At 71.9% G+C, this 22,782-nt stretch carries 25 protein-coding genes; 13 read left to right on the forward strand and 12 right to left on the reverse strand.

What is annotated here, in order from left to right; genetic code table 11:
* Positions 1–109 precede the first annotated feature (109 nt).
* Positions 110–601 (reverse strand): flavin reductase family protein, encoded by a 492-nt coding sequence (locus tag ACIBL4_RS19155; protein WP_399411461.1) that lies wholly within the window; start codon positions 599–601, stop codon positions 110–112.
* A gap of 83 nt (positions 602–684) precedes the next feature.
* Positions 685–1,098 (reverse strand): thioredoxin family protein, encoded by a 414-nt coding sequence (locus ACIBL4_RS19160; RefSeq protein ID WP_399411595.1) that lies wholly within the window; start codon positions 1,096–1,098, stop codon positions 685–687.
* Positions 1,099–1,176: 78 nt separating this feature from the next.
* Between ACIBL4_RS19160 and ACIBL4_RS19165 the strand changes: the two genes are divergently transcribed.
* Together ACIBL4_RS19165 and ACIBL4_RS19170 are read left to right on the forward strand one after the other, a co-directional pair.
* Positions 1,177–1,593 (forward strand): DUF4395 domain-containing protein, encoded by a 417-nt coding sequence (locus tag ACIBL4_RS19165; RefSeq protein ID WP_399411463.1) that lies wholly within the window; start codon positions 1,177–1,179, stop codon positions 1,591–1,593.
* Positions 1,594–1,778: 185 nt separating this feature from the next.
* A complete protein-coding gene (locus tag ACIBL4_RS19170) occupies positions 1,779–2,507 on the forward strand; it encodes a lysophospholipid acyltransferase family protein (RefSeq protein WP_399411465.1) in 729 nt (242 codons plus the stop codon).
* Between the two features lie 36 nt (positions 2,508–2,543).
* Here ACIBL4_RS19170 and ACIBL4_RS19175 read toward each other — a convergent pair whose 3' ends face one another.
* The 4 genes from ACIBL4_RS19175 to ACIBL4_RS19190 form a co-directional block, all read right to left on the reverse strand.
* Complete coding sequence (locus tag ACIBL4_RS19175; protein WP_399411467.1) at positions 2,544–3,116, reverse strand: transglutaminase domain-containing protein; 573 nt, start codon at positions 3,114–3,116, stop codon at positions 2,544–2,546.
* An 85-nt stretch (positions 3,117–3,201) separates the two neighbouring features.
* On the reverse strand, positions 3,202–4,272 hold the full coding sequence (locus tag ACIBL4_RS19180) for a threonine aldolase family protein (protein ID WP_399411597.1): 1,071 nt from the start codon (positions 4,270–4,272) through the stop codon (positions 3,202–3,204).
* Complete coding sequence (locus ACIBL4_RS19185; RefSeq protein ID WP_399411599.1) at positions 4,269–5,018, reverse strand: SDR family NAD(P)-dependent oxidoreductase; 750 nt, start codon at positions 5,016–5,018, stop codon at positions 4,269–4,271. The genes ACIBL4_RS19180 and ACIBL4_RS19185 overlap by 4 nt, the downstream gene beginning before the upstream one ends.
* 41 nt (positions 5,019–5,059) lie before the next feature.
* Entirely contained in the window at positions 5,060–6,457 is a 1,398-nt protein-coding gene (locus ACIBL4_RS19190) for a DUF6421 family protein (RefSeq protein WP_399411469.1), read from the reverse strand.
* Between the two features lie 249 nt (positions 6,458–6,706).
* On the opposite strand from ACIBL4_RS19190, the gene ACIBL4_RS19195 reads away from it, so the two are divergent.
* Positions 6,707–7,390: a glycerophosphodiester phosphodiesterase gene (locus tag ACIBL4_RS19195; RefSeq protein WP_399411471.1), complete on the forward strand. Its 684-nt coding sequence runs from the start codon at positions 6,707–6,709 to the stop codon at positions 7,388–7,390.
* Between the two features lie 3 nt (positions 7,391–7,393).
* On the opposite strand, the gene ACIBL4_RS19200 is transcribed toward ACIBL4_RS19195, so the two are convergent.
* Positions 7,394–7,933: a GNAT family N-acetyltransferase gene (locus tag ACIBL4_RS19200; protein ID WP_399411473.1), complete on the reverse strand. Its 540-nt coding sequence runs from the start codon at positions 7,931–7,933 to the stop codon at positions 7,394–7,396.
* 68 nt (positions 7,934–8,001) lie between these two features.
* On the opposite strand from ACIBL4_RS19200, the gene ACIBL4_RS19205 reads away from it, so the two are divergent.
* The gene (locus tag ACIBL4_RS19205; RefSeq protein WP_399411475.1) at positions 8,002–8,394 is read left to right on the forward strand and encodes a VOC family protein; all 393 of its coding nucleotides are present in this window, start codon (positions 8,002–8,004) and stop codon (positions 8,392–8,394) included.
* Positions 8,395–8,396: 2 nt separating this feature from the next.
* Here the strand turns inward: ACIBL4_RS19205 and ACIBL4_RS19210 are convergent, their stop codons facing one another.
* Positions 8,397–9,488, reverse strand: a complete 1,092-nt coding sequence (locus tag ACIBL4_RS19210) for an N-acetyltransferase (RefSeq protein WP_399411477.1) — start codon at positions 9,486–9,488, stop codon at positions 8,397–8,399.
* Between the two features lie 179 nt (positions 9,489–9,667).
* On the opposite strand from ACIBL4_RS19210, the gene ACIBL4_RS19215 reads away from it, so the two are divergent.
* A complete protein-coding gene (locus tag ACIBL4_RS19215) occupies positions 9,668–10,429 on the forward strand; it encodes a VOC family protein (protein ID WP_399411479.1) in 762 nt (253 codons plus the stop codon).
* Positions 10,430–10,518: 89 nt separating this feature from the next.
* Positions 10,519–11,571, forward strand: a complete 1,053-nt coding sequence (locus ACIBL4_RS19220; protein WP_399411481.1) for an aldo/keto reductase — start codon at positions 10,519–10,521, stop codon at positions 11,569–11,571.
* Between the two features lie 27 nt (positions 11,572–11,598).
* On the opposite strand, the gene ACIBL4_RS19225 is transcribed toward ACIBL4_RS19220, so the two are convergent.
* Together ACIBL4_RS19225 and ACIBL4_RS19230 are read right to left on the reverse strand one after the other, a co-directional pair.
* Positions 11,599–12,198 carry a MarR family winged helix-turn-helix transcriptional regulator gene (locus tag ACIBL4_RS19225; RefSeq protein ID WP_399411601.1) on the reverse strand — a complete coding sequence of 200 codons (600 nt, stop codon included), beginning with the start codon at positions 12,196–12,198 and terminating at the stop codon, positions 11,599–11,601.
* Positions 12,199–12,422: 224 nt separating this feature from the next.
* A complete protein-coding gene (locus tag ACIBL4_RS19230; protein ID WP_399411483.1) occupies positions 12,423–14,099 on the reverse strand; it encodes an FUSC family protein in 1,677 nt (558 codons plus the stop codon).
* Between the two features lie 167 nt (positions 14,100–14,266).
* On the opposite strand from ACIBL4_RS19230, the gene ACIBL4_RS19235 reads away from it, so the two are divergent.
* The 5 genes from ACIBL4_RS19235 to ACIBL4_RS19255 all read left to right on the forward strand — a co-directional run bounded on the left by ACIBL4_RS19235 (position 14,267) and on the right by ACIBL4_RS19255 (position 18,273).
* Complete coding sequence (locus ACIBL4_RS19235) at positions 14,267–14,827, forward strand: DUF5134 domain-containing protein (protein WP_399411485.1); 561 nt, start codon at positions 14,267–14,269, stop codon at positions 14,825–14,827.
* Positions 14,828–14,926: 99 nt separating this feature from the next.
* A complete protein-coding gene (locus ACIBL4_RS19240) occupies positions 14,927–15,862 on the forward strand; it encodes a M56 family metallopeptidase (protein ID WP_399411487.1) in 936 nt (311 codons plus the stop codon).
* Positions 15,863–16,034: 172 nt separating this feature from the next.
* Positions 16,035–16,730, forward strand: a complete 696-nt coding sequence (locus ACIBL4_RS19245; protein ID WP_399411489.1) for a phosphatase PAP2 family protein — start codon at positions 16,035–16,037, stop codon at positions 16,728–16,730.
* Between the two features lie 9 nt (positions 16,731–16,739).
* Complete coding sequence (locus tag ACIBL4_RS19250) at positions 16,740–17,429, forward strand: HAD family hydrolase (RefSeq protein WP_399411491.1); 690 nt, start codon at positions 16,740–16,742, stop codon at positions 17,427–17,429.
* Between the two features lie 157 nt (positions 17,430–17,586).
* Complete coding sequence (locus ACIBL4_RS19255; RefSeq protein WP_399411493.1) at positions 17,587–18,273, forward strand: TetR/AcrR family transcriptional regulator; 687 nt, start codon at positions 17,587–17,589, stop codon at positions 18,271–18,273.
* Here ACIBL4_RS19255 and ACIBL4_RS19260 read toward each other — a convergent pair.
* Positions 18,261–19,769, reverse strand: a complete 1,509-nt coding sequence (locus tag ACIBL4_RS19260) for an LVIVD repeat-containing protein (RefSeq protein ID WP_399411495.1) — start codon at positions 19,767–19,769, stop codon at positions 18,261–18,263. The two genes, ACIBL4_RS19255 and ACIBL4_RS19260, sit on opposite strands and share 13 nt — an antisense overlap.
* 190 nt (positions 19,770–19,959) lie before the next feature.
* On the opposite strand from ACIBL4_RS19260, the gene ACIBL4_RS19265 reads away from it, so the two are divergent.
* On the forward strand, positions 19,960–20,616 hold the full coding sequence (locus ACIBL4_RS19265) for a DUF305 domain-containing protein (protein WP_399411497.1): 657 nt from the start codon (positions 19,960–19,962) through the stop codon (positions 20,614–20,616).
* 61 nt (positions 20,617–20,677) lie between these two features.
* Here the strand turns inward: ACIBL4_RS19265 and ACIBL4_RS19270 are convergent, their stop codons facing one another.
* On the reverse strand, positions 20,678–21,154 hold the full coding sequence (locus tag ACIBL4_RS19270; RefSeq protein WP_399411499.1) for a DUF6214 family protein: 477 nt from the start codon (positions 21,152–21,154) through the stop codon (positions 20,678–20,680).
* A gap of 208 nt (positions 21,155–21,362) precedes the next feature.
* On the opposite strand from ACIBL4_RS19270, the gene ACIBL4_RS19275 reads away from it, so the two are divergent.
* On the forward strand, positions 21,363–22,706 hold the full coding sequence (locus tag ACIBL4_RS19275; RefSeq protein ID WP_399411501.1) for an FAD-dependent oxidoreductase: 1,344 nt from the start codon (positions 21,363–21,365) through the stop codon (positions 22,704–22,706).
* The last annotated feature ends 76 nt before the right edge of the window (positions 22,707–22,782 follow it).

Consider the following 22,782-nt stretch of genomic DNA (forward strand, 5'->3'; position numbering starts at 1 on the left):
CTCGTCAGTACACCCAGTTCGTTCCCGCTAAGCAAGCGCTTTGAACTGTGACCTTCGCAACGCAGCGTAACCGGAACTCGACCGTCACGCAGCCCGGGGGACGCACGGATCAGTCGCGCAGGCGGTTGTAACGCCCCTGGTGGTAGAGGAGCGGCCGCCCGGTGCCTGCGTCGTCTCCGTGCACGACCTCCGCGATCACGATCCAGTGGTCTCCGGCGGGCACGCGCGCGACGACCCGCCCCACCAGCCAGGCCGGCACGCCGTCGAGCACGGGGACCCCCTCGGGTCCGTCCCGCCAGACGGTGGGCGGCGCGAAGCGGTCGGCTCCGCTGCGAGCGAAGGTGGCCGCCAGTTCCTGCTGGTGCTCGCCGAGGATGTGGACGCCGACATGGCCGGCCGTCGCGATCACGGGCCAGCTCGAGGAGCCGGTGCCGATCCCGAAGGACAGCAGGGGCGGCTCGGCGGAGACGGAGGCGAGGGAGGTGGCGGTGAAGCCCACCGGGCCGGTGTCGCCACGGGCGGTGATCACGGCGACCCCTGCCGCGTGCCGCCGGAAGACCGAGCGCAGGAGGTCGGGCGTGGCGAGAAGGTCCGCAGGCATGGGGTCAGGCTGACGATAAATGGTTGGCGCAGTCAAGTTCGTTCCCCGATGTGGGAGATGACTCACTGACCGGGTCACGTCCCTCACACCGCCTCCCCCAGCGCGGCGATCACATCCGCCTTGCGCGGCTGGCCGGTGGCCCGCCGCACCACCCGGCCGTCGGCGTCGAGGACCAGCACGGTCGGGGTCTTGAGGATGTCCAGCCGTCGTACGAGGTCCAGATGGGCCTCGGCGTCGATCTCGACGTGGGTCACGCCCGGGACCATGCCGGCGACCTCGCCGAGGACCCGCCGGGTCGCCCGGCAGGGCGCGCAGAACGCGCTGGAGAACTGCACGAGTGTGGCCCGCTCCCCCAGGTCCGCGCCCAGCTCGGCCGCGTATAGCCGCTTGCCGTCGTCCCGCCCGCGCACCCGCACTCTCCCGCTCCGCCGCCGTCGCAGCACTCCGTAGGCGCTCGCCGCCGCGAGCACCAGTACGCACACCACCAGTCCGGTCATCACCTGCTGCAAGCGTTCACGAGACCGCAAAGATTCCCGCCCACCCCAGCGGCCCGTGGTGCGGAATGCTTGGTTCCCATGGACATCGATGCACGAGGGCCGCGTTTCGGTGCGGCGGTGACGACCGTCGTCCTGGCGGTCGTCCTGGTCACGGGGAGCGCGTGGCTGCTGGCGTGGCAGACGCTGGCGTTCCTGCTGGGCGCGGCCGGCGGGGTGGCCCGGTCGCCCTACGGCCTGCTGTTCGCCAAGGCCGTACGACCGCGACTCGGGCCGCCGAGCGCGTTCGAGGCGCCCGAACCGCCGCGTTTCGCCCAGGCGGTGGGGCTGGTCTTCGCCGGACTCGGGCTTGTCGGCTACGCCCTGGGGCCCGGCTGGCTGGGTCTCGCGGCGACCGGCGCCGCACTCGCGGCCGCCTTCCTGAACGCCGCGTTCGGGTACTGCATGGGGTGCGAGATGTACCTGCTCATGCGGCGGGTGACGGTACGCGCGGAGTAATGGGCGCGTAAAAGCACGAGGTGGGATCCGGCGACTACGTGACGAGAATCTCCTCCCGCGCGGGCACGGGGGCTGGCTACCCGGCCGTTCTTGGGGCACGATCTGCGACAAGCCGTAAACCTACGGCTGCGTAACTTCCACTGGGAATCCCTTCCCAGGCAGAGCAGGAAGGGTCCGACCCGCCCATGGCAGAGCTCGTCTACCGTCCCGTCGTCGGTTTCGCCCGCACGCTGTTCAAGGCGTGGGACCTCAAGATCGACTGTCAGGGTTCGGAGAACATCCCGCGCTCGGGCGGCGCCGTGCTGGTGAGCAACCACATCAGCTACCTGGACTTCGTCTTCAACGGCCTGGCGGCGCTGCCGCAGAAACGTCTCGTGCGCTTCATGGCGAAGGAGTCCGTCTTCCGCCACAAGATCTCGGGCCCGCTGATGCGCGGGATGAAGCACATCCCGGTGGACCGCAAGCAGGGCGAGGCGGCCTACGCGCACGCCCTCGACTCGCTGCGGTCGGGCGAGATCGTCGGGGTCTTCCCGGAGGCGACCATCTCGCAGTCGTTCACGCTGAAGAGCTTCAAGTCGGGTGCCGCGCGCATGGCGCAGGAGGCCGGCGTCCCGCTGATCCCGATGGCGGTGTGGGGCACGCAGCGGCTGTGGACCAAGGGCCACCCCCGCAACTTCAAGCGCAGCCACATCCCCATCACGATCCGGGTCGGCGAGGCGATCGAGGCCTCCCGCGACAAGTACGCCGGCGCGATCACCCGTCAGCTGCGTGAGCGCGTCCAGGAACTCCTGGAGGCCGCCCAGCGCGCCTACCCCGTACGCCCGAAGGGCCCGGACGACACCTGGTGGATGCCGGCCCACCTCGGCGGCACGGCTCCGACGCCGGAGCAGGTACGGGAGACCGAGGCGCACTGACACCCGGGGCCGGTCGGCCCGGCCTCCGGCCCCGCCTCAGAGCGCGGTGGGAAGTGTCCTCCACAAGTGGGGCCGGTCGACGGCCGACTTGAGGGTGTCGAGCACGACCGGGTGAGGCGCGGCGTACAGGACCGGACAGTCGGTCTCGCCGAGTGCCGGATCGGGCGTGAAGGCGAGCCGCTCGCCGTCGAGGGAGAACTGCGCGTCCACCCCGGGTTTGTTGCCCCGGGGGTCCTGCCGGTGCCATGCCCCGTTGAACCGCACGGCGACCAGACCGTGCACGACGTCGAACGTCTGGTAGCACAAAGCGGTCGGGATGTCCTCGGCCCGGAGCAGCGCCGCGAGCGCGTGGGCCTTGGCGTAACAGATGCCGGTGCGCTGTTCCAGGACGTCGGAGGCGCGCCAGGTGACGCGCGGGTCGCCCGCATCCTGCGAGTGCGGAATCGTGTCACGCACGAACTCGAACGCCGCCCTCGCATACTCATACGAGTTCGCCACACCTCTGGCCAGCTGGGCCGCTGTCTCGCGAACGAGCGGATGGTGATGGTCTATCGCCTCGTCAGCGGCCAAGTAGGCGGAGAGGTCCGGGGTTTCCTGGATCAGCTGCATGCACGCAGAGCATAGGGACGAGATCTCCACCCGGTCAATCCATTTTCACTTCTCCGCATACTTATGCAGCGGGCGGGTGGCGGCCTCAGCGGGCCATCTCCTCCTTCAGTGCTGCGACGAACGCGTCCACGTCCTCCTCGGTCGTGTCGAAGGCGCACATCCAGCGGACGTCGCCCGCGGCCTCGTCCCAGAAGTAGAAGCGGAACCGCTTCTGGAGGCGCTCGCTCACGTCGTGCGGCAGGCGGGCGAACACCGCGTTGGCCTGCACCGGGTAGAGGATCTCCACGCCGTGCACGGCGCGTACGCCCTCGGCGAGGCGCTGGGCCATCTCGTTGGAGTGGCGGGCGTTGCGCAGCCACAGGTCCCGGGCGAGCAGGGCCTCCAGCTGCACCGACACGAAGCGCATCTTGGAGGCGAGCTGCATGGACAGCTTGCGCAGGTGCTTCATGTGGCTGACGGCGTCCTGGTTCAGGACCACGACCGCCTCGCCGAACAGGGCGCCGTTCTTTGTGCCGCCCAGGGAGAGGAGGTCGACGCCGGCGGCGTTGGTGAGCGTGCGCATCGGGACGTCCAGGGTGGCCGCGGCGTTGGCCAGCCGGGAGCCGTCCAGGTGCACCTTCATGCCGTGCGCGTGGGCGTGCTCGCAGATGGCGCGTATCTCGTCCGGCGTGTAGACCGTGCCCAGCTCGGTGGCCTGGGCGATGGAGACGACCTGGGGCATCGCCCGGTGCTCGTCGTCCCAGCCGTATGCCTGCCGGTCGATCAGCTCGGGGGTGAGCTTGCCGTCGGGCGTTGGCACCGTGAGCAGCTTCAGGCCGCCGACCCGCTCGGGCGCCCCGCACTCGTCGACGTTGATGTGCGCGCTCTCGGCGCAGATCACCGCGCCCCAGCGGTCGGTGACCGCCTGGAGGGCGACGACGTTGGCGCCGGTGCCGTTGAAGACCGGGAACGCCTCGGCCGTGGGCCCGAAGTGGCTGCGGACCAGGTGCTGGAGGTTCTCGGTGTACGCGTCCTCGCCGTAGGCGACCTGGTGCCCGCCGTTGGCCAGGGCCAGGGCGGCGAGCACCTCCGGGTGGGCCCCGGCGTAGTTGTCGCTGGCGAAACCGCGGACCTCGGGGTCGTGATGGCGACGGGCGTCGGTCTTCGGCGGGTTCACGGCTTCTCGGTGAGCCACAGACGGTTTCCGTTCACTTCGGCGGCGGGCTTCTCCCAGACCTCGACGATGGCCTCGGCCAGGTCCTTGACATCGGTGAAGCCCGCGAACTTCGCGTTGGGTCGCTCGGCGCGCATCGCGTCGTGCACCAGTGCCTTCACCACCAGGATGGCAGCCGCCGAGGTCGGGCCCTCGGGGCCCCCGGCCTTGCGGAAGTAGTCGGCCATGGCCAGCGTCCACGCCTCGGCCGCCGCCTTGCCGGCGGCGTACGCGGCGTTGCCCGCGGTGGGCTTACTGGCGCCCGCCGCGCTGATCAGCACGTACCGGCCGCGGTCGCTGCGCTGGAGCGCCTCGTGGAAGGCGAGGGAGGTGTGCTGCACGGTGCGCACGAGCAGCATCTCCAGGAAGTCCCAGTCGTCGAGGCTGGTCCGGGTGAAGGTCTCGCTGCCGCGCCAGCCGCCGACGAGATGGACCAGGCCGTCGACGTGGCCGAAGTCCTTCTCGATGCGGGTGGCCCAGTCTCGGGTGGCCCGCAGGTCGAGCAGGTCGACCGTGTCACCGGTGACGGTGGCGCCGCCGGTCGCGTAACTCGCCGCGTCCACCGCCTCCGCCAGCCGCTCCGGATCGTTGTCCGAGCCGATGACGGTCGCCCCCGCCTCGGCCAGCCTGAGCAGCGCGGCCCGCCCGGCGGGTCCTCCCGCTCCGGCCACCGCGATCACCGCGCCGCTGAGCGCCCCGTTCCCCGCCATGGTCTTCGCCTCCTGAGCCGTGTTCTCGCTTCGCCGATCGCTCACGCGGCGATCCGCTCGGCGCCGTCCGCCGTGATGCCCTTGGTGGAGGCGATCACGTTCTTGAGCTTCTTGGACAGTGCCTCATAGAACATGCTCAGCGGAAACTCGTCCGGAAGCACGTCATCGACGAGTTTGCGCGGCGGCTGCGTCAGATCCAGGGCGTCCGGGCCCTTGGCCCACTTCGACCCCGGGTGCGGGGCGAGGTAGGTGGAGACGAGCTCGTACCCGGCGAACCAGTGGACGAGCTTGGGGCGGTCGATGCCGTCGCGGTACAGCTGCTCGATCTCGGCGCACAGCTCGTTGGTGACCTGCGGGGCGCGCTCCCAGTCGATGGAGAGCTTGTTGTCCCGCCAGCGGACGACGTCGTGCTTGTGCAGGTAGGCGAAGAGGAGCTGGCCGCCGAGGCCGTCGTAGTTGCGCACGCGCTCACCGGTGACCGGGAAGCGGAACATACGGTCGAAGAGCACCGCGACCTGCACGTCACGGGCCTGGGGAACACCGTCCCTCTCCAGCTTCACGGCCTCCTTGAAGGCGGTGAGGTCGCAGCGCAGCTCCTCCAGGCCGTACATCCAGAACGGCTGGCGCTGCTTGATCATGAACGGGTCGAACGGCAGGTCGCCATGGCTGTGGGTGCGGTCGTGGACCATGTCCCACAGGACGAACGCCTCCTCGCAGCGCTTCTGGTCGTGGACCATCGCGGCGACGTCCTCGGGCAGCTCCAGGCCGAGGATCTCGACGGCGGCGTCGGTGACCCGGCGGAAGCGGGCGGCCTCGCGGTCGCAGAAGATGCCGCCCCAGCTGAACCGCTCGGGGGCCTCGCGCACGGCGATGGTCTCGGGGAAGAGCACGGCGGAGTTGGTGTCGTAGCCCGCCGTGAAGTCCTCGAACTTGATGCCGCAGAACAGCGGGTTGTCGTAGCGGGTACGCTCCAGTTCGGCCAGCCAGTCCGGCCAGACCATGCGCAGCACGACCGCTTCGAGGTTGCGGTCCGGGTTGCCGTTCTGCGTGTACATCGGGAAGACGACCAGGTGCTGGAGGCCGTCCGCGCGGTTGGCGGCGGGCTGGAAGGCCAGCAGCGAGTCGAGGAAGTCGGGCACCTGGAAGCCGCCGTCGGCCCACCGGGTCAGATCCTTGGCCAGGGCCTCGTGGTAGGCGCGGTCGTGCGGGAGCAGCGGGGAGAGCTCCAGGACCGCGTCCGTGACCCGGCGGACGGCGAGCTCGGCGTCGGCGCGGTCGGGCGCGCCCTCGGCGTCGAAGTCGATCGACCCGTCCTTGGACTGCCATGGCCGGATCCGCTCCACGGCATCCTTGAGCACGGGCCATGCCGGGTGCTCCACCACCCTGGCCACGGGAGGAACCCGCTCCTCCGAACCCACCTGCACAAGAATTTCCGTCATGTCACACCTTCCACGGGAGAATCTCGCGTACGCCGACCGTATACGTACGAGGTTCCTCCCAGCAAGGGCCACCTCGGGAAATTATCCTGCCTCACCCGGCCCTTCACCGCACTTTTTCCTGCCGGTCACCCTTCTGCCCGCACGCGCGCCGACCATGCCCTCGCCCTCTGCACAGGGCGGGTGCAGGCGATACGGTCAGGTGGGCCGTCAGGCCCCCAGTGCCGCCTGTCGACGGAAGAGAGTCGCGTCTTGAACTTCCTCACCATCGGTCACCGCGGAGTCATGGGTGTGGAACCCGAGAACACCCTCCGGTCCTTCGTCGCCGCGCAAGAGGCCGGTCTCGACGCCATCGAACTCGATCTGCATCTGAGCAAGGACGGCGCGCTCGTCGTCATGCACGACACGGACGTGGACCGCACGACCGACGGCACCGGGCCGATCGCCGAGAAGACCCTCGCCGAACTGCGGGCCCTGGACGCGGGCCGGGGTGAGCGGGTGCCGGTCTTCGAGGAGGTCCTGGACGCGGTGCGGACGCCGCTCCAGGCGGAGATCAAGGACGCGCAGGCGGCGCGGGCCCTGGCCGAGGTGATGAACCGGCGCGGGCTGGCCGGCCGGGTGGAGGTGTCCTCGTTCCACGATGAGGCGATCGCCGAGATCAAGCCACTGGTGCCGGGTGTGCGCACGGCGCTGATCGCCAGCCGCTACGGCACCGACATCGTGGACCGCGCGGTCGCGGCCGGTGCCGAGACCGTCTGCCTGAACATCCGGCGGCTCACCCTGGAGATCGTGGAGCGGGCCCGCAAGGCCGACCTGAGGATCATCGGCTGGGTGGTGAACACGCAGGACCATCTGCGTCTCGTCCGCGCCTTCGGCCTGGACGGCGCGACCACCGACCACCCGGACATCAAGCGCACGGGCCGCTTCACCGCTTAGCGGTCAGGCGAGCTCCTTGACCAGCAGCTCGAACTGCAGGTCGTCGCGCTGCGGGACGCCGAAGCGCTCGTCGCCGTACGGGAACGGGGTCATCCGTCCCGTACGGCGGTAGCCGCGCCGCTCGTACCAGGCGATGAGGTCGTCGCGTACGGAGATCACGGTCATGTGCATCTCCGTCGCACCCCACGTTTCACGGGCCAGCCGCTCCGCCTCCGTGAGGATCACTTTGCCGAGTCCCGCGCCCTGGAGCCGCGGGCTGACCGCGAACATGCCGAAGTAGGCGTGGTCTCCCCGGTGCTCCAGCTGGCAGCAGGCGACGATCCGCCCCTCTTGCTCCACCGTCAGCAGCCGGCCGTCGGGCGACTTGATGACGGCCAGCACCCCCTCCGGGTCGGTCCGCTGCCCCTGGAGGATGTCCGCCTCGGTGGTCCACCCGGCCCGGCTCGCGTCGCCCCGGTACGCCGACTCGATCAGCGCGACCAGCTCGTCCACGTCGGCGTCCGTGGCATCGCGGAAGGTCAGTCCGGTGGCGGCGGTGTCCATGGGCAGGTCTCCGTTTCGTGGGGCGCGCGGGCAGGGATGAGAGTAACTCCGCCACTAGGCTCCGGTGCATGGTGCATGTACTCAGCAGCCGGATTCTGCTCCGTCCCACCGACCCCGAGCGCTCCCGTGCCTTCTACGGTGAACAGCTCGGGCTCGCCGTGTACCGGGAGTTCGGTACGGGGCCGGAACGCGGCACCGTCTACTTCCTCGGCGGAGGCTTCCTGGAGGTCTCGGGCCGGTCCGAGACCCCGCCCGTGCCGGCCACGCGGCTGTGGCTCCAGGTCGCCGACGCGGCGGCGGCGCAGGACGAGCTGCGGGCGAAGGGCGTGGAGATCGTCCGGCCGCCGGTGAAGGAGCCCTGGGGGCTGGTCGAGATGTGGATCGCGGATCCGGACGGGACGCCGATCGTGCTGGTGGAGGTCCCGGCGGACCACCCGATGCGCTACCGGCCGGGCATCTGAGGTCACCCGGGGCGGTGCTCCCAGCCCCGGTCGGTCCGGGTCAGTTCGCGAAAGCCCGCGCCGGTCAGGTGCCCGAGCATGGTGCTGTCGGCGGCGGATTCGTAGGCGACGAGCCGGTCCACGCCGCACAGCCGGAGCCAGTCGGCGGCCTGGGCGAGCAGCCAGTGCTCCAGTCCGGTGCCGTGCTGCGCCGGGTCGATGTGCAGGTTGCCGATGTCGGCCAGACCGGCGGCGCGGGCGTGCCGTTCCGGGCGGGCCAGGGCCGTGTCGATCTCGACGAAGCCCAGGGGGTGTCCGTAAAGTCCCGCCGTCCGCCCGGAGGGCGGGCCCGGCGGCGTCCGGTGCGGGCTCTCGGCCTGCCGGGCGGACGCCCGCGTACTGGTTGTACGCGGGTGTTCGCCCGGTGCGGCGAGAGGGCGTGCCGGGCGTCGCAGGGCAGGCGGGACTCTACGGACACCCCCTGGGGCGCCGGTGCCGGCGCGGGCCGTGAAGCGGGTGCCGCACTCCCCCAGTGTGCGCTCGACCGTGACACCCGGCCGGGGCTCGGGCTCCGGCAGGTCGGCCACCCGGGCGATCAGGATGACCTCGGTGTCCCCGGCGTGCCGGAAGCCCGCGCGTTCGTAGACGGCCCGGATGTGCGGCCAGTTGCGGGGCAGGCCGTAGACGAGGGGGGCGGGCAGCGCGCCGTCGGCGTACCGGACGCGGGCGTTCCAGCGTGCGAACTGTGCCAGGCACGCCCGCATCAGCAAGTCCGCGGCCTGGTCGGCGTCCGGCCAGAACGACGCCGCCGGACGGCACACGAACCAGTTGATCTCGGCGGCGTCCCGGTAGGCCTCCCCCACCTCGGCGTCGGCGCGGTAGCGCAGCAGATGGGCCGCGGCGACGACGTACTCGCGCTGCTCGGCGACGAGCGTCGTCCGCTCGGCCACCCACGGGTCGGTGATGAACTCGCCTGGCTGCCGCTCCAGGTCGCTGAGGACGGTGTTCACCGAGACGGAGACTCCGGGGACGACGGCCGCCACGTGCATGTTGACCAGGTCGGTGAGCTGGTCGCGGTCGGCTCGGCGGAAGGGGCGCACCTCGAGCGCGGGCATGGGACAACCTCCGGGCAGGGTGAAGGAGCTGGAGGCCGCCACGCGGTGCGGTACGGGACGAGGGTAGGCCGGGGCCGGTGCGGAACACCAGTGGGTTTCCTCGGATGGCAGGGAGAACGGGCTGCGGCTTAGCGTGCTGGAGAGGCCCATGCCCGGGGACTCCCTGCGGAAGGAACACCATGAAGCTCGACGCACCGGTGACCGGCGGGCCCTGCTGGACCGAGCTCGGGACCACCGACCTGGAGGCGGCCCAGCGGTTCTACACCAGACTGTTCGGCTGGCGGCCCAGGACGGACCCGCGTCAGGAGGTGGGCGGCTACACCGTCGCGCACCTCGGGGACGCGGCCGTCGCCGCGCTCGCCCCGCTGTACCAGCCGTCGCAGCCGGTCGCGTGGAACGTGTCGTTCGCGGTGACCGACGCCGATGCCACCACCCGTGAGGTGATCGAGGCGGGCGGGACGGTGCTGTTCGGCCCGGTGGACGTGCTCGACGCGGGCCGGTTCGCGGTGGCCGCCGATCCGGGCGGTGCCCTGTTCCAGCTGTGGCAGGCGGGCACCTTCCCGGGTGCCGGGCTGTTCAACGCGCCGGGTTCGCTGGGCTGGGCCGAGCTGTACACCCGGGATCCCGAACAGGCCGTGGCCTTCTACAGCCGGGTCTTCGGCTGGACCGTCAAGGCCGCGGAGCGGTACACCCAGTGGGGCGTCGACGGGGCGGACTTCGGCGGCATGGTGACGATGGACGACAAGTTCCCGCCGGAGGTTCCGGCGCACTGGCTGCCGTACTTCGCCGTGGCGGACGTGGACGCCACGACGGCCGTCGTCCAGAAGCTCGGCGACGTCCTGATGGTCCCCACCTCCCTGCCCGGCGGCCGGCGCATCGCGGTGCTGCGGGACCCGCAGGGGGCGATGTTCGGTGTGTACCGGGCGGGCGACGAGGGCTGAAGAAGGCGTGTGACGCCGGGGCCGTGGTTTGCGTTGAAGTGCGCTCCAGCTCATAGCGTCGTGCGGACGACCTGCCCGGAGGGAAGACCGTGCGTTACACACTGTTCGGCAAGACCGGTCTGCGCGTGAGCGAGCTCAGCCTCGGCGCCATGACCATCGGCGACGACTGGGGCTGGGGCGCCGGCAAGGAGGCCAGCGCCCGGATCGTCGACGCCTACGCGGAGGCCGGCGGCAACTTCATCGACACCGCCAACAACTACACCGACGGCAGCTCGGAGCGGATCCTGGGCGAGCTGCTCCAGGGCCGGCGCGACACGTTCGTACTGGCCAGCAAGTACACCTGCGCGATCCGCGACGGCGACGTCAACGCCGCCGGCAACCACCGCAAGAACCTGGTCCAGTCGGTGGAGGCGAGCCTTGAGCGGCTGCGCACCGACCGGCTGGACGTGCTGTGGGTGCACGCCCGGGACAACTTCACGCCCGTCGAGGAGGTCATGCGGGCGCTCGACGACCTGGTCCGCACGGGCAAGGTGCTGTACGTCGGTGTCTCGGACTGGCCGGCCTGGGAGATCGCGCAGGCCAACACGATGGCGGAGCTGCGGGGCTGGACCGCGTTCGCCGGATCGCAGCTGCGCTACCGCCTGCTGGATCGGGCCCCGGAGCGCGAACTGCTGCCCCAGGCCCGGGCGTTCGATCTGGCGGTGCTGGCCTGGGCGCCGCTCGCGGCCGGGAAGCTCACCGGCAAGTACCGCAGGGGCGAGACCGGGCGGCTGGACACCACGGGCGGGGATGTCGACCCGCATGAGGAGGCGGTGATCAGCGCCGTCCTGGAGGTCGCGGAGCAGGGCGGCTGGAGTCCGGCCCAGGTGGCGCTCGCGTGGCTGCTGGCCCGGCCGGGCAACGTGGTCCCGATCATCGCCGCGACCAAGGAGAGCCAGCTCGCCGACAATCTGGGCAGCGTCGACGTCCGCCTCGACGCGGACGCCCTCGCCCGTCTCGACGAGGTGAGCGCGGTGCCGCTGGGCTTCCCGCACGACTTCCTCCGTGATCCGGCCATCACCGGGAACGTCTACGGCGACCGCTGGCCGGCGATCGACGACCGCCGCTCCACACACCGCCGCACAGCGCACGACGTGCTCTGACGGTACGGGCGGGCCGTGGTGGACGCGTCAACTCCGCAGCGCGCCCAGACGGCCTTCCAGCTGGGCGAGCAACTCTCCCAGCAGGATGGCCAGTTCGCTCTGCTCGGGGGCATCCAGGCCGGACAGGGCGGCGGTCTCGTAGGCGAGCTGGGCGGGCAGGATGCCGTCGACGAGTTCGCGTCCGGCGTCGGTGAGGCGGAGATGGGCGACACGGCGGTCGCGGGTGTCTCCCCGTCGTTCGACCAGGCCGCGTTCGGTCAGCTGCTTGAGGCGCTTGGTGACGGCGGCGCCCGAGGAGAAGGTCTCCCGGGCCAGTTCCCCGGGCGTCAGCTCGTGCCCGGTGCGGCGCAGCGCGCCGAGCAGATCGAACTCGGGACGGGTGAGCCCCGCCCTGCGCAGCGGCGCGTCCTCGGCCTGCTGGAGGAGGGCGGCGCAACGGTTGATCCGCCCGATGATCTCCATCGGCCCGGTGTCGAGCCCGGGATGAACGGCCTGCCACTGCCGGACGACGCCGGCGACGGTATCGCCCCGCCGCGGCCCGCCCGGGTCCCCACCGACCGGTTCCCGCCCGGCCGCGGGGGGCTCACCGACCGGTGCCCGTCCAGCCGCCGGGGGCTCACCGTCCAGGCCTGCTCCGGCCGCAGGGGTTTCACCGGCCGGAGCCGCAGCTCCCTCACGGCCCGGATTCCCATCAGCCGCAGAGGCATCGCTGCCCTGGCCGGCTTGAGCGGCGGAAGCTCCCCTGCCCAGGGCAGAAACCTCCGCCCCCGGCCCCGGGCCCACGGCCCCCGTCGCCGGCTGGGGGCCGTCCCCGGTGCCGCCTCCGTTGGGCGATGGTCCCTCCGTCGCCGTCATGGCCGTGCGTCCTCCGTCTTCGTGTCCGTGCCCAGGTCCGGGAGCAGCCCCTGGCGTCGTGCCGTCGCCGCGAGCGTACGGTGTCCGGACTGTTCGGCGAGCACGACCCGCTCCTGGGGCAGGGCGCGCTGCCACCATTCGCCGGCCGCCGCGTCGGCGGTGGCGCGCAGATCGGCCAGGGCGACGGCGAGTGCGCGGCGGGCGGCCTCCAGGGCGGCGGGGTCGGGGTGCGGCTCGGCCAGGAGGCGGGCGGCGCGCTCGCGGGCCCGGTCGGCGGCGGTCAGGGCGCGTTCGACCCGGTCGCCCGCCCGCCGGTTGGTGACGGCCACGGCGGCGGCGAAGCCGACCAGGGCACCGACGACCGTGTCCACGAGCCGCTCGGTCATCAGCTCGCCCGGCTTCTGGTACCCGGCGAATTCGGTGATGAGCAGGGCCATGGGGGTCACGCAGACGCTGCCGAGCCAGTAGTTGCGGCTGATCAGCAGCTCGGCGCCGAAGCTGAAGGCGAGGCAGCACACCACGAGGGCCGCCTCGCCCAGGTGCGCGAGCGGTACGACGGCCGCGAAGACGAGCACTCCGACGACGTTGCCCACCACGCGCTGGACGGCCCGGCTCCAGGTCAGGGTGATGTTCGCCTGGTAGAGCGAGGCGGCGGTGACCAGGGCCCAGTAGGGGCGGCCGATACCGAGGGCCAGGGAGGCGTAGCCGGCGAGCGCGCAGCCGAGCGCGGTGCGTACCGCGAGCGGAGACAGCGGGCCGAGCCGCGCCCAGAGGCCGCGGGCGGCGTCCACACCGACGAGTTCGTCGGCGGCCGCCCGGGGCAGCCCGGCCTGCGGGACGGGCCCGGTGCCGCGCAGCGCGTCCGCCCATGCCCGCAGCCGGCCGGCGTCCGCCTCCGCCGGTGCGGCGAGGGCCACCTCGGCACGGACGACGAGCCGTTCGAGCGCGCGCCGGGTACGGAACCCGGCGCCCGTGGACAGCAGCGACTGCCAGGCGGCCTGCACGGCGGCGTAGCCCGCAGCGCGGGCCCGGGCCCGGCCCTCGCCGGTGCCGCCGGTGCCGCTCATGTCGGCGTACGCGGCGGCGGCCTTCAGCGCGGCGGCGGTGGCGCGGCGCTCAGGGCCGTGCGGGCGGACCATCGCGGGCGCCATGCAGACCAGCCAGGCCCAGCCACCCGTCGCGGCGGCCAGTGCCAGATGACCGGGGACCTGGGCGAGGGTCTGCGGCGCGAAGAGCGAGGCGGAGCTGACGAACGTGAGGACGACATGGCCGGGCGGTCCGACCCGGGTCGCGTCGCACAGCGCCTTCTGCGCGGCGGCCAGCAGTGCGCCGACGGTGACCAGCACGACGGCGCTGCCGGTGAGCGAGGCCGCGACCAGGGCGACGGCGAGCCCGCCGAGCATGCCGAGCACCACCCACACCAGGGCCCCGGCCCGGGCGGCGTAGGGCCGGTTGTGGGCGTACAGCGCGCAGAGGGATCCGGCCATCGTGTACATCGCCAGGTCGAGCCGGCCGAGCGCCAGCAGGGTCAGGTTGGGCGGGGCGATCGCCGCGACCACGCTCAGCGCGGGCTTGAACCAGATGTCCGAGGGACGGCCGACGCGCAGCACGCCCGCCAGCGGGAGACGCCGGGCGGGCGGGGAAGCGGAGGTCGCACTGCGCAAGGGACTCATGAAGCACAAGATTAGCAGGTGTTTTACTTGTAAAGGATATCTCCTCACCTGCCGCGCACCGTCGAATGCTCCCCGTGTACATCCTTGCGCTCGCGTGCGCGCCGCACGGCCCGGGCATCGATGGACCGACTGCCGAGGTGACCGACCGTCGAGCGGGGAGGACGCGCGTGCACGGAACGGCTACGTCCGGCTGGCTGCTGGTGGCGCTCTGCGCGGTGACCGGCGCCTACTGCCTGGTGCGGATGCGCAGCGGCGCCGGGGAGGAGCGCGGCGCCGCGGGCGGTGAGGCGCTGATGGGTTTCGGGATGGCCGCGATGGCCGTGCCGGCGGCGGTGTTCACTCCGCCGCCGTGGGCCTGGCCCGCCTACGCGGTGCTGTTCGGGGCGGCCGCGGTCCCCGCGCTGCGGGCGGCGCGGACCGGTGCGCACCACCTCCACCACCTGGTGGCGGCCGGGGCCATGGTCTACATGTCCGTCGTCATGGCGGGCGCTCCCGCACACGCCCACGGACAGGGAGGATCGGGGGTTCCGCTCCTGACGGGTGCGCTGCTGCTCTACTTCGCCGGATACGTGCTGGTGACCGGCGTCCGGCTGGTGCCGGTGGCCGCCATGGCGGGCAGTGGGGCCGGGGGCGGCGGGTCCGCCGGGTGGGGCGACCGGCCGGAGCTGGCGCGGGCCTGCCGGCTGTCCATGGGGATCGCGATGGTGGCGATGCTGCTGACGCTGTGAGCAGGACCGTCCCGGCCCGCCGTACGGATCCGTTGCCTGCGTCACTTCGGCGCCACAAGTCGTATCCCTGGGCAGCGCATCGCTCATAGGCTGCGCCTCATGATGCTCCCCGCGGCACTGTTGCTGCTCGGCGCCCTGATCGCAGTGGTCGCCCCCCGGCTGCTCGCCCGGGCGGACTGGCCCGATCGTGAGCCGGTCGTGGCTCTGTGGGTGTGGCAGTGCGTGGTGGCGGCCGTGCTCGTGTGCTGTGCGCTGTCGATGACGCTCAGCGCGGCAGCCGCCTGGCACGCGGTCGGCGGGCACGTCTTCGCGACGGCGCCGGGCCCGGTCGTCGAGGCCTACGCCCTCGGTACGGCGGGCCCCTGGGCGGCGGCCACCGCGGTGGCGCTGGCCGGCGGCGGGCTGTGGAGCGCGGCGATGCTGGTCCGTGAGATCGGCGGGGCACGGGCCCGGGGCCGCCGCCGGCGGGCCGATCTGCTGGTCAGGGCGCCGCTGCTGCCGGGAGAGGTGGCCGTGTCGGGCCGGCTCGTCGTCCTGGAGAGCGAGCAGCCCGACGCCTGGTGGCAGCCCGGCGCTCCGCCGCAACTGGTCGTCACCACGGCCGCGTTGCGGCGGCTGAAGGGCCGGCAGCTGGACGCGGTGCTCGCCCATGAGCTGGGGCACGCGCGGGCCCGGCACGACTGGCTGCTGAACTGCTCCTCGGCACTGGCGGGCGGTTTTCCGCAGGTGCCGGTGTTCGCCGCGTTCCGCGACGAGATGCACCGCCTGGTGGAACTCGCCGCCGACGACACGGCGTCCCGCCGCTTCGGCCGTCTGACCACGGCCCTGGCCCTGGTCGAACTGAACGAGCACCGTGGCGTGTTCGGCCCCTGCCCGACGCCGCAGGCCCATGTCCCGGCGCGGGTGCACCGGTTGCTCACTCCCCCGGACCGGCTGCCCCCTGCACGTCGGCTGCGGCTGACGGCGGCGGCCGCCCTGGTGCCCGTGGTGCCGGTGCTGGTGGCGTTCGTACCGGGGTTGCGGGCGCTGGGATAGCCCGGCGCGTGCTTCCGGGGCCCTGTGGCCTCGTGCCCGTCTTCGGAGACGTGAGGCGTGCCCGTCTTCGGAGGCATGAGGGTGGCCTCCGGGTGGCCGAAGTGTGCGGTCCGCGTGTCGAAGATCGCCGCCGTACTGGATCCGGAGCCCCCGGTTCGGCGAGGATCGCATCATGCACACCCGGTCCGTCGACTCCCCGCCCCGCCCGCAGCACGGCACCGCCGCCCGGTCGGCCGGCGCCCTGGCCCTGTGCTCCGCTCTGCTGCTGACCCTCGTCGCGGCCAGATGGAGCCCGCTGATCAGCGCGGACGGAGACATCTCCGCCACCACCCACCGCTGGGCGGTCGAGGAATCCGGCATCACGCAGGCGTGCCGCATCCTCACGGACTGGGTGTGGGACCCGTGGACCATGCGGGTGCTGTGCGCGGTGGTGGTGGTGTGGCTGGTGGTGCGTCTCGCGGCCCGCTGGACGGCGGTGTGGCTGGCGCTGGCCGTCACGCTGGGCACGCTGTTCCAGCAGGCCCTCAAGGCCCTGGTGGACCGCCCCCGCCCGGTCTGGCCCGACCCCGTCGACTCGGCCCACTACTCGGCCTTCCCGTCGGGTCACGCCATGACCGCCACGGTGGTGTGCGGCCTCCTCCTGTGGCTCCTGCGCCGGCACGGTGTCGGCCGTGCCGTGTGGCGTACGGCCGTGACCGTGGCCGTCGTGTCCGTGGTCGGCGTGGGGCTGACCCGGGTCTGGCTGGGCGTCCACTGGCCGACGGACGTGGTGGGCGGCTGGCTGCTGGGCGCGCTGGTGGTGGCCCTCGCGGTGTGGACGCACGAGCACCGGCAGCCGCGCGACCGCCCGGACACCGCCGCCTCGTAGGATCGCCCCATGACGGCTGTGCTGTTCGACTTCTCCGGAACGCTGTTCCGTGTCGAGTCCACCGACTCCTGGCTGCGCGGCGTCGTGGCCGACGCCGGAGTCCCCTTCACCGAGCCGGAGTTGACCGCCGCCGCGCGTGCGCTGGAGGCGGTGGGGGCGCTGCCCGGCGGTGGTGATCCCGCACGCGTGCCGGCTGAACTCGCCGAGACCTGGCTGATCCGGGACCGCAGCGCCGCACTGCACCGGGCCGCCTACACCGGCCTCTCCCGCCAGGTCACGCTGCCCGACCCGGCATGGCACGACGCGCTGTACGACCGCCACATGTCTCCGGCGGCATGGACCCCGTACCCGGACGCCGTCGAGGTGCTGGGCACGCTGCGGGAGTGGGGCGTCCCCGTCGGGGTGGTCAGCAACATCGGCTGGGACCTGCGCCCGGTGTTCCGCGAGCACGGCCTGGACCGCTACGTCGACGCGTACGTCCTGTCGTACGAGCACGGCATACAGAAGCCCGACCCTCGGCTGTTCGCCACCGCCTGCGAGGCGCTCGGCGCCGATTCGCGCCGGACGCTCATGGTCGGCGACGACCGCAGGGCGGACGGCGGGGCCACGGCCCTGGGATGCGCGGTGCACTTCGTGGACCACCTGCCGGTGACCGACCGGCCGGACGGGCTGCGGCCGGTCCTGGACCTAGTGAGCTGAGGCCACCAACCAGGTCACCTGGCCGTCTGCTCGCCCGCCTCGGACGATCCCCCGTGTCGCCCGAGGCAGACGGCATCGCCGACCCGGACCGCTCGGGTCCTGGCCGGACGCCTCTGAGTATAGTTGGCTGGCAGCCAGTCAACGCAGGAGTTACAGCATGTCCCCGCGCAGCGCCTCGGTCAATGAAGAGTTGCGGAGGCGTTCGAAGGAGCGGCTTCTGCAGGCGGCGGTCGAGCTGGTCGGCGAGCGCGGCTTCGAGGCCACGACGCTCGGCGACATCGCCGACCGGGCGGGCTCGGCCCGTGGTCTGGTCTCGTACTACTTCCCGGGCAAGCGCCAGCTCGTGCAGTCCGCCGTGCACCGGCTGATGCACCGCACGCTGGAGGAGGCGCTGGAGCGCGAGCCGCGCACCGAGGACGGCCGGGAGCGGATGGCGAGGGCCATCGACGCGATCCTGGGGCTGGCCCGGGACCGGCCCGTGCTGATGCGCCAGCACATGGCCGGGCTGTTGCAGGCCGAGGGCTTCGTGCCCTGTCCGGAGCAGCGGCGCCTGGCCGAGCTGCTGCGGGACACCGTCGCCCGGCACGGGTCGCGGGACGTCGACAGCGACTACCCGATGCTGCGGGTCCTGCTGATGGGCGCCGTGTACGCCGCCCTGGTGCCGGGGGTGCCGATGCCGGTCCCCGTACTGCGGGCCGAGCTGTTCAAGCGCTACCGGCTCGACTGGGAGCTGGGTCTCCCGCCGGAGGCCGGAGCCTCCGGCGGGAGGAGCGACAGGGACCTGTCGCGGTTCTTCGCGACCGGGGACGCACCGGAGTGCGGCCCGCAGGGTCAGTCGAAGTAGTCCGGCTGCGTCTGCACGTTGAGCTCCCGCAGGTGGACCCACCGTGCCGGGTCCGTGCGCCGGTCCTTGATCTTCAGGACGTCGAAGCCCTTGGTGATCTCGTTCGAGTAGATGTAGCCGTTGTAGTAGTACGCCGACCACGAGCCGCCGAAGGCCAGCTGGTCGGTGCCCAGCGGACCGCGCTCGAAGTAGGCGATCTCCCTGGGCTTCGACGAGTCGGTGAACTCCCAGACGGAGACGCCGCCCTGGTACCAGGCCTGGACCATCAGGTCCTTGCCCTTCACCGGGATCAGCGAGCCGTTGTGGGCGACGCAGTTCTCGGTGTCCGCCTGGTGGCGGGGGATCTTGAAGTAGCTGCGGAAGACGAGCTTGCGCTGGTCGCCCTTGCCGGCGATGTCGTAGATGCCGTCGGCGCCGCGGTTCGGGCCGGTCGCCTCGTTGCAGGTGGCTCCGCTGCCGCCGCCGAGCTCGTCGGTGAACACGACCTTGTTCGCCTTCTGGTTGAAGGTCGCCGAGTGCCAGAACGCGAAGTTGACGTTGTCCTGCACCCGGTCGATGACCTTCGGGTGCTCCGGGTCCTTGACGGAGAACAGGATGCCGTCCCCCATGCAGGCGCCCGCGGCCAGGTCCTTCGACGGCAGCACCGTGATGTCGTGGCAGCCGGTGGTCTTGGACACGCCCGGGTTGGTCGGTCCGCCCGGGTTGCCGCCGCCGTCCGGCCCCTCACCGGGGAACAGCACGGGGAAGCCCACCACAGCCGCCTTCTCGGGGGCGTCGCGCGGCACCTTGATGACGGAGATGCCGTCGTGCGGCGGCTGGCAGTCCGGGTACGTGGCGTTCGGCGAGTACGAGGAGACGTACACGTAGACGTTCCGCCGCTCCGGCACCAGCGTGTGGGTGTGCGAGCCGCAGGCGGTCTCGACGGCGGCGACGTACCTCGGGTTCCGCTTGTCGCTGATGTCGAAGACCTTCATGCCCTCCCACGAGGACTTCTCGGTCGCCGGCTGCGTCGTGCTGTTGCAACTGCTGTCGCTGCGCGAGGAGTCGGTGGACAGGAACAGCAGGTTGCCGGAGACGGAGATGTCGTTCTGCGAGCCCGGGCACAGCACCTGGGCGACCGTCTTCGGTGACCTCGGGTCGCTGATGTCGAAGATGCGGAAGCCGTCGTAGTTGCCGGCGAAGGCGTACCTGCCCTGGAAGGCGAGGTCCGAGTTGGTGCCGGGCAGCACGTCCTTGGGGATGTTGGCGACGTGCTCGATGTTGGCGGAGTGGACGATCTCGTCCTGGCCGGGTATCTCGCCGCTCTCGATGGCCTCGCGCGCCTCTGCCTGCGCGCTCTTGGAGACCCCCTTCGGCGCGACCGGAGTGTCCCCGGGATCGGGGACCGCACCGGCCGGCGCGGCCGTGAGAAGCGCGGCCAGCAGTCCGCCGGCCGCTGCGGCAACTCCAACTCCCAGTCGTCTGCGCCGCGTTCTGCGGTAGTTCAACAGGATCACTGTTTTCCTCCCTGGTTCCGTTCACGCGGAACGGTTCACGCACCACGCAGTATCGTCTTCGCCATGCACATACCAACAGGGGGCAACAGAATCGCAATGAAGTTTCCCGATCAGTGAGCCGCGAAAGCGTGCTAGGACGGTCGTAACACTCACGAGGTGTCTTCCAACCCGCCTGCCACAGGAGGTCGTTGTGCTCTTCCGCCGTGCGTCGTCCCGCGCGTCCGTCGTCACGACGGGGCTGGTCGCCCTGGCCGTGCTGACGGCCGGCGGCTGCGACTCCGGTCCGGACCGGAAGCCTGCCGCGGCGGACGGGCCCGCCGTGATCGCGCCGGGTGAGCCCGGCGAGCCGAACCGCACCTTGTCCGCCGAGGAGGCGGCCGGCCGGCGCTCGGAGAACGACTCCCCCAACTCGGCGGACATCTCCTACGTCCGCATGATGATCGAACACCACGCCCAAGCCCTCGTGATGACCGAACTCGCCCCGCAACGCGCCGAGTCGGTGAAGGTGAAACGCATCGCCGCACGGATCGCCGCCGCCCAGAAGCCGGAGATCGAGGCCATGAAGGGCTGGCTGAAGTCGCACGGCAAGCCGCTGAAGGCGGAGCGGCACGAGCACGCCGTGATGCCCGGGATGGCGACCGAGGCCCAGCTGAAGAAGCTCCGCGCGGCCGACGGAAAGGCCTTCGACCAGCTCTTCCTGACGCTGATGACGACCCATCACCAGGGTGCGATCACGATGGCCACGGACGTGAAGGGGCAGGGCAACAACATCCGGATCGAGGAGATGGCCGACGAGGTGATCGCCCAGCAGACGAGCGAGATCACGCGGATGCGGGACATGCTCTAGCGGAATTCCGGTCCGGGTCGCCGCCCCGGCTCGGCCCCCGTTCGTTCCCGTTCGGCCCCGCTCAGTGCCGTTCAGCGTTTCGGGCACGGCGCGGTGTCAGGAGGCCGGCGTCCCGGGCCTGGCCGATCAGCTTGAGGGACGTGCGGCGGCTGTGCCCGGTCGCGCACATCACGGCGAGGACCGGATCGGCACCCTCCTGCTGGGCCGCGCGGTACTCCTGCGCCACCAGCCACCGCCCCTGTGCACCGGGCGGCCAGGCCGGCCGGGCCCGCCGCCCCTGCCCTCCGCCGCCTCCGGGAGCCGTCCCGGCACCGGCGCCGCACGCCTCGGTCAGCGAGTCCTCGATCCAGTCGGCGAGCACCGCCAGGTCGTCGAGGGACAGCGCGGGCTGCGCGCGTACGTCCTCCACGCCGACGCATCCCCCGGCCACGACCGCCAGCGCGTCGACGTGGGCGCCGTCCGTGAAGACCAGCCGGACGTCGAACCACCGCGTGGCGTCCTCGTTCTCCCGCACCTCCCACGCGGGCCGCACGGACACCGCGCCGTCCGCCGGAGACCGATCAGAAAGATTAAGAAAGGATGCTTCCAGCACACACTGAACGTAACCGAATGATCACATTCCCTATAGATCGGACACGCACCCCGAGTGGAGCACTGCACCCTGTCAGCGGAGCCCGGCCGGTGCGATGCTGGAGGCAACAGCGCTCTCGTGAGATCCCTCGGGATCCCGGGTAAGGAGTTCCGCCGTGCTGCGAGTCGCCGTCATTGGCTCCGGGCCGAGCGGGTGCTACACCGCCCAGAGCCTCGTCCAGCTGGACCCCGAGGTGCGCGTCGACGTCCTGGACCGGCTGCCGTGCCCGTACGGCCTGGTCCGCTACGGCGTGGCTCCGGACCACGAGAAGATCAAGTCGCTCCAGAGCAACCTGCGCACGATCCTGGAGCATGACCGGGTCCGGTTCCTCGGAGGCGTCCAGGCCGGTCCCGGCGGGGTGCCGGTCGCCGGGCTGCGGGAGCTCTACCACGCGGTGGTGTACTGCGTGGGCGCCGCCACCGACCGGCGTCTGGGCATCCCCGGGGAGGACCTGCCGGGCAGCTGGTCGGCGACGCAGTTCGTCGCCTGGTACAGCGCCCATCCGGACGCCGTGGACGCCGGGTTCCTGCGGGACGCCCGGTCGGCCGTGGTGATCGGCGTGGGGAACGTCGCCGTGGACGTCACCCGGATGCTGGCGCGCGGCCTGGCCGAGCTCAGCCCGACCGACATGCCGCAGGCGGCCCTGACGACACTGGCGGCGAGCCGGGTGACCGAGATCCACATGGTGGGCCGGCGGGGCCCGTCCCAGGCCCGCTTCACCACCAAGGAGCTGCGCGAGCTGGGCACCCTGCCGGAGACCGACGTCATCGTGGACCCGGCGGAACTGGCCCTGGATCCCGGATACGCCGACCCGTCCGCCCTGCCCGCCGCGCAGCGCCGCAACGTGGAGGTGCTGCGCGGCTGGTCCCAGACGCCGCCGAGCGGTGCCCCGCGCCGCATCCGGCCGCGCTTCTTCCTCCGCCCGGTCGAACTGCTCGCCGAGCGGGGCCACGTGGGCGCGGTGCGGTTCGAGCGGACCGTCCCGGACGGACACGGCGGCGTGACGGGCACGGGCCGGTTCGAGGACATCGAGGCCCAGCTGGTACTGCGCTCGGTGGGCTACCGGGGGGTGCCGCTGGAGGGGCTGCCGTTCGACGCGGACAGCGGCACGGTGCCGAACCTGGCCGGACGCGTCCTGCGCGAAGGCGTCGTCGCGCCGGGCGAGTACGTGGCCGGCTGGATCAAGCGGGGCCCGACAGGCGTCATCGGCACGAACCGCCCCTGCGCGAAGGAGACGGCGACGTCGCTCCTGGAAGACGCGTCCGTCCTCCGGACCAGGACCGTCCCCGACGACCCGCTCACGGCCCTGCGCGCGGAGGGCGCCGCCCCCGTCGAGTGGAGGGGCTGGCAGTCGATCGAGCGAGCGGAGGCGGAGCTGGGCGCATCGCTGGGCCGCGGGGTGGTCAAACTCCCTGACTGGCAGTCCCTGATGAACGCCGCGCAGAGCAACAGCCTTTAGGCGCGCGGGGCTGTATCGATTTGCGGCTCCGCCGCGGGGGCGCGACCAGCCACAGCGGACCCGCACCCATCACAAA

The organism is Streptomyces sp. NPDC050416, from assembly GCF_044458845.1.
In the GTDB taxonomy this organism is placed as follows: Bacteria; Actinomycetota; Actinomycetes; order Streptomycetales; family Streptomycetaceae; genus Streptomyces.

Excerpts from the sequence above, each read along its gene's own strand:
- ACIBL4_RS19155 (WP_399411461.1), bottom strand. The coding sequence starts at position 601 with ATGCCTGCGGACCTTCTCGCCACGCCCGACCTCCTGCGCTCGGTCTTC.
- ACIBL4_RS19160 (WP_399411595.1), bottom strand. The coding sequence starts at position 1,098 with ATGACCGGACTGGTGGTGTGCGTACTGGTGCTCGCGGCGGCGAGCGCC.
- ACIBL4_RS19165 (WP_399411463.1), top strand. The coding sequence starts at position 1,177 with ATGGACATCGATGCACGAGGGCCGCGTTTCGGTGCGGCGGTGACGACC.
- ACIBL4_RS19170 (WP_399411465.1), top strand. The coding sequence starts at position 1,779 with ATGGCAGAGCTCGTCTACCGTCCCGTCGTCGGTTTCGCCCGCACGCTG.
- ACIBL4_RS19175 (WP_399411467.1), bottom strand. The coding sequence starts at position 3,116 with ATGCAGCTGATCCAGGAAACCCCGGACCTCTCCGCCTACTTGGCCGCT.
- ACIBL4_RS19185 (WP_399411599.1), bottom strand. The coding sequence starts at position 5,018 with ATGGCGGGGAACGGGGCGCTCAGCGGCGCGGTGATCGCGGTGGCCGGA.
- ACIBL4_RS19190 (WP_399411469.1), bottom strand. The coding sequence starts at position 6,457 with ATGACGGAAATTCTTGTGCAGGTGGGTTCGGAGGAGCGGGTTCCTCCC.
- ACIBL4_RS19200 (WP_399411473.1), bottom strand. The coding sequence starts at position 7,933 with ATGGACACCGCCGCCACCGGACTGACCTTCCGCGATGCCACGGACGCC.
- ACIBL4_RS19205 (WP_399411475.1), top strand. The coding sequence starts at position 8,002 with ATGGTGCATGTACTCAGCAGCCGGATTCTGCTCCGTCCCACCGACCCC.
- ACIBL4_RS19210 (WP_399411477.1), bottom strand. The coding sequence starts at position 9,488 with ATGCCCGCGCTCGAGGTGCGCCCCTTCCGCCGAGCCGACCGCGACCAG.
- ACIBL4_RS19215 (WP_399411479.1), top strand. The coding sequence starts at position 9,668 with ATGAAGCTCGACGCACCGGTGACCGGCGGGCCCTGCTGGACCGAGCTC.
- ACIBL4_RS19230 (WP_399411483.1), bottom strand. The coding sequence starts at position 14,099 with ATGAGTCCCTTGCGCAGTGCGACCTCCGCTTCCCCGCCCGCCCGGCGT.
- ACIBL4_RS19240 (WP_399411487.1), top strand. The coding sequence starts at position 14,927 with ATGATGCTCCCCGCGGCACTGTTGCTGCTCGGCGCCCTGATCGCAGTG.
- ACIBL4_RS19245 (WP_399411489.1), top strand. The coding sequence starts at position 16,035 with ATGCACACCCGGTCCGTCGACTCCCCGCCCCGCCCGCAGCACGGCACC.
- ACIBL4_RS19250 (WP_399411491.1), top strand. The coding sequence starts at position 16,740 with ATGACGGCTGTGCTGTTCGACTTCTCCGGAACGCTGTTCCGTGTCGAG.
- ACIBL4_RS19255 (WP_399411493.1), top strand. The coding sequence starts at position 17,587 with ATGTCCCCGCGCAGCGCCTCGGTCAATGAAGAGTTGCGGAGGCGTTCG.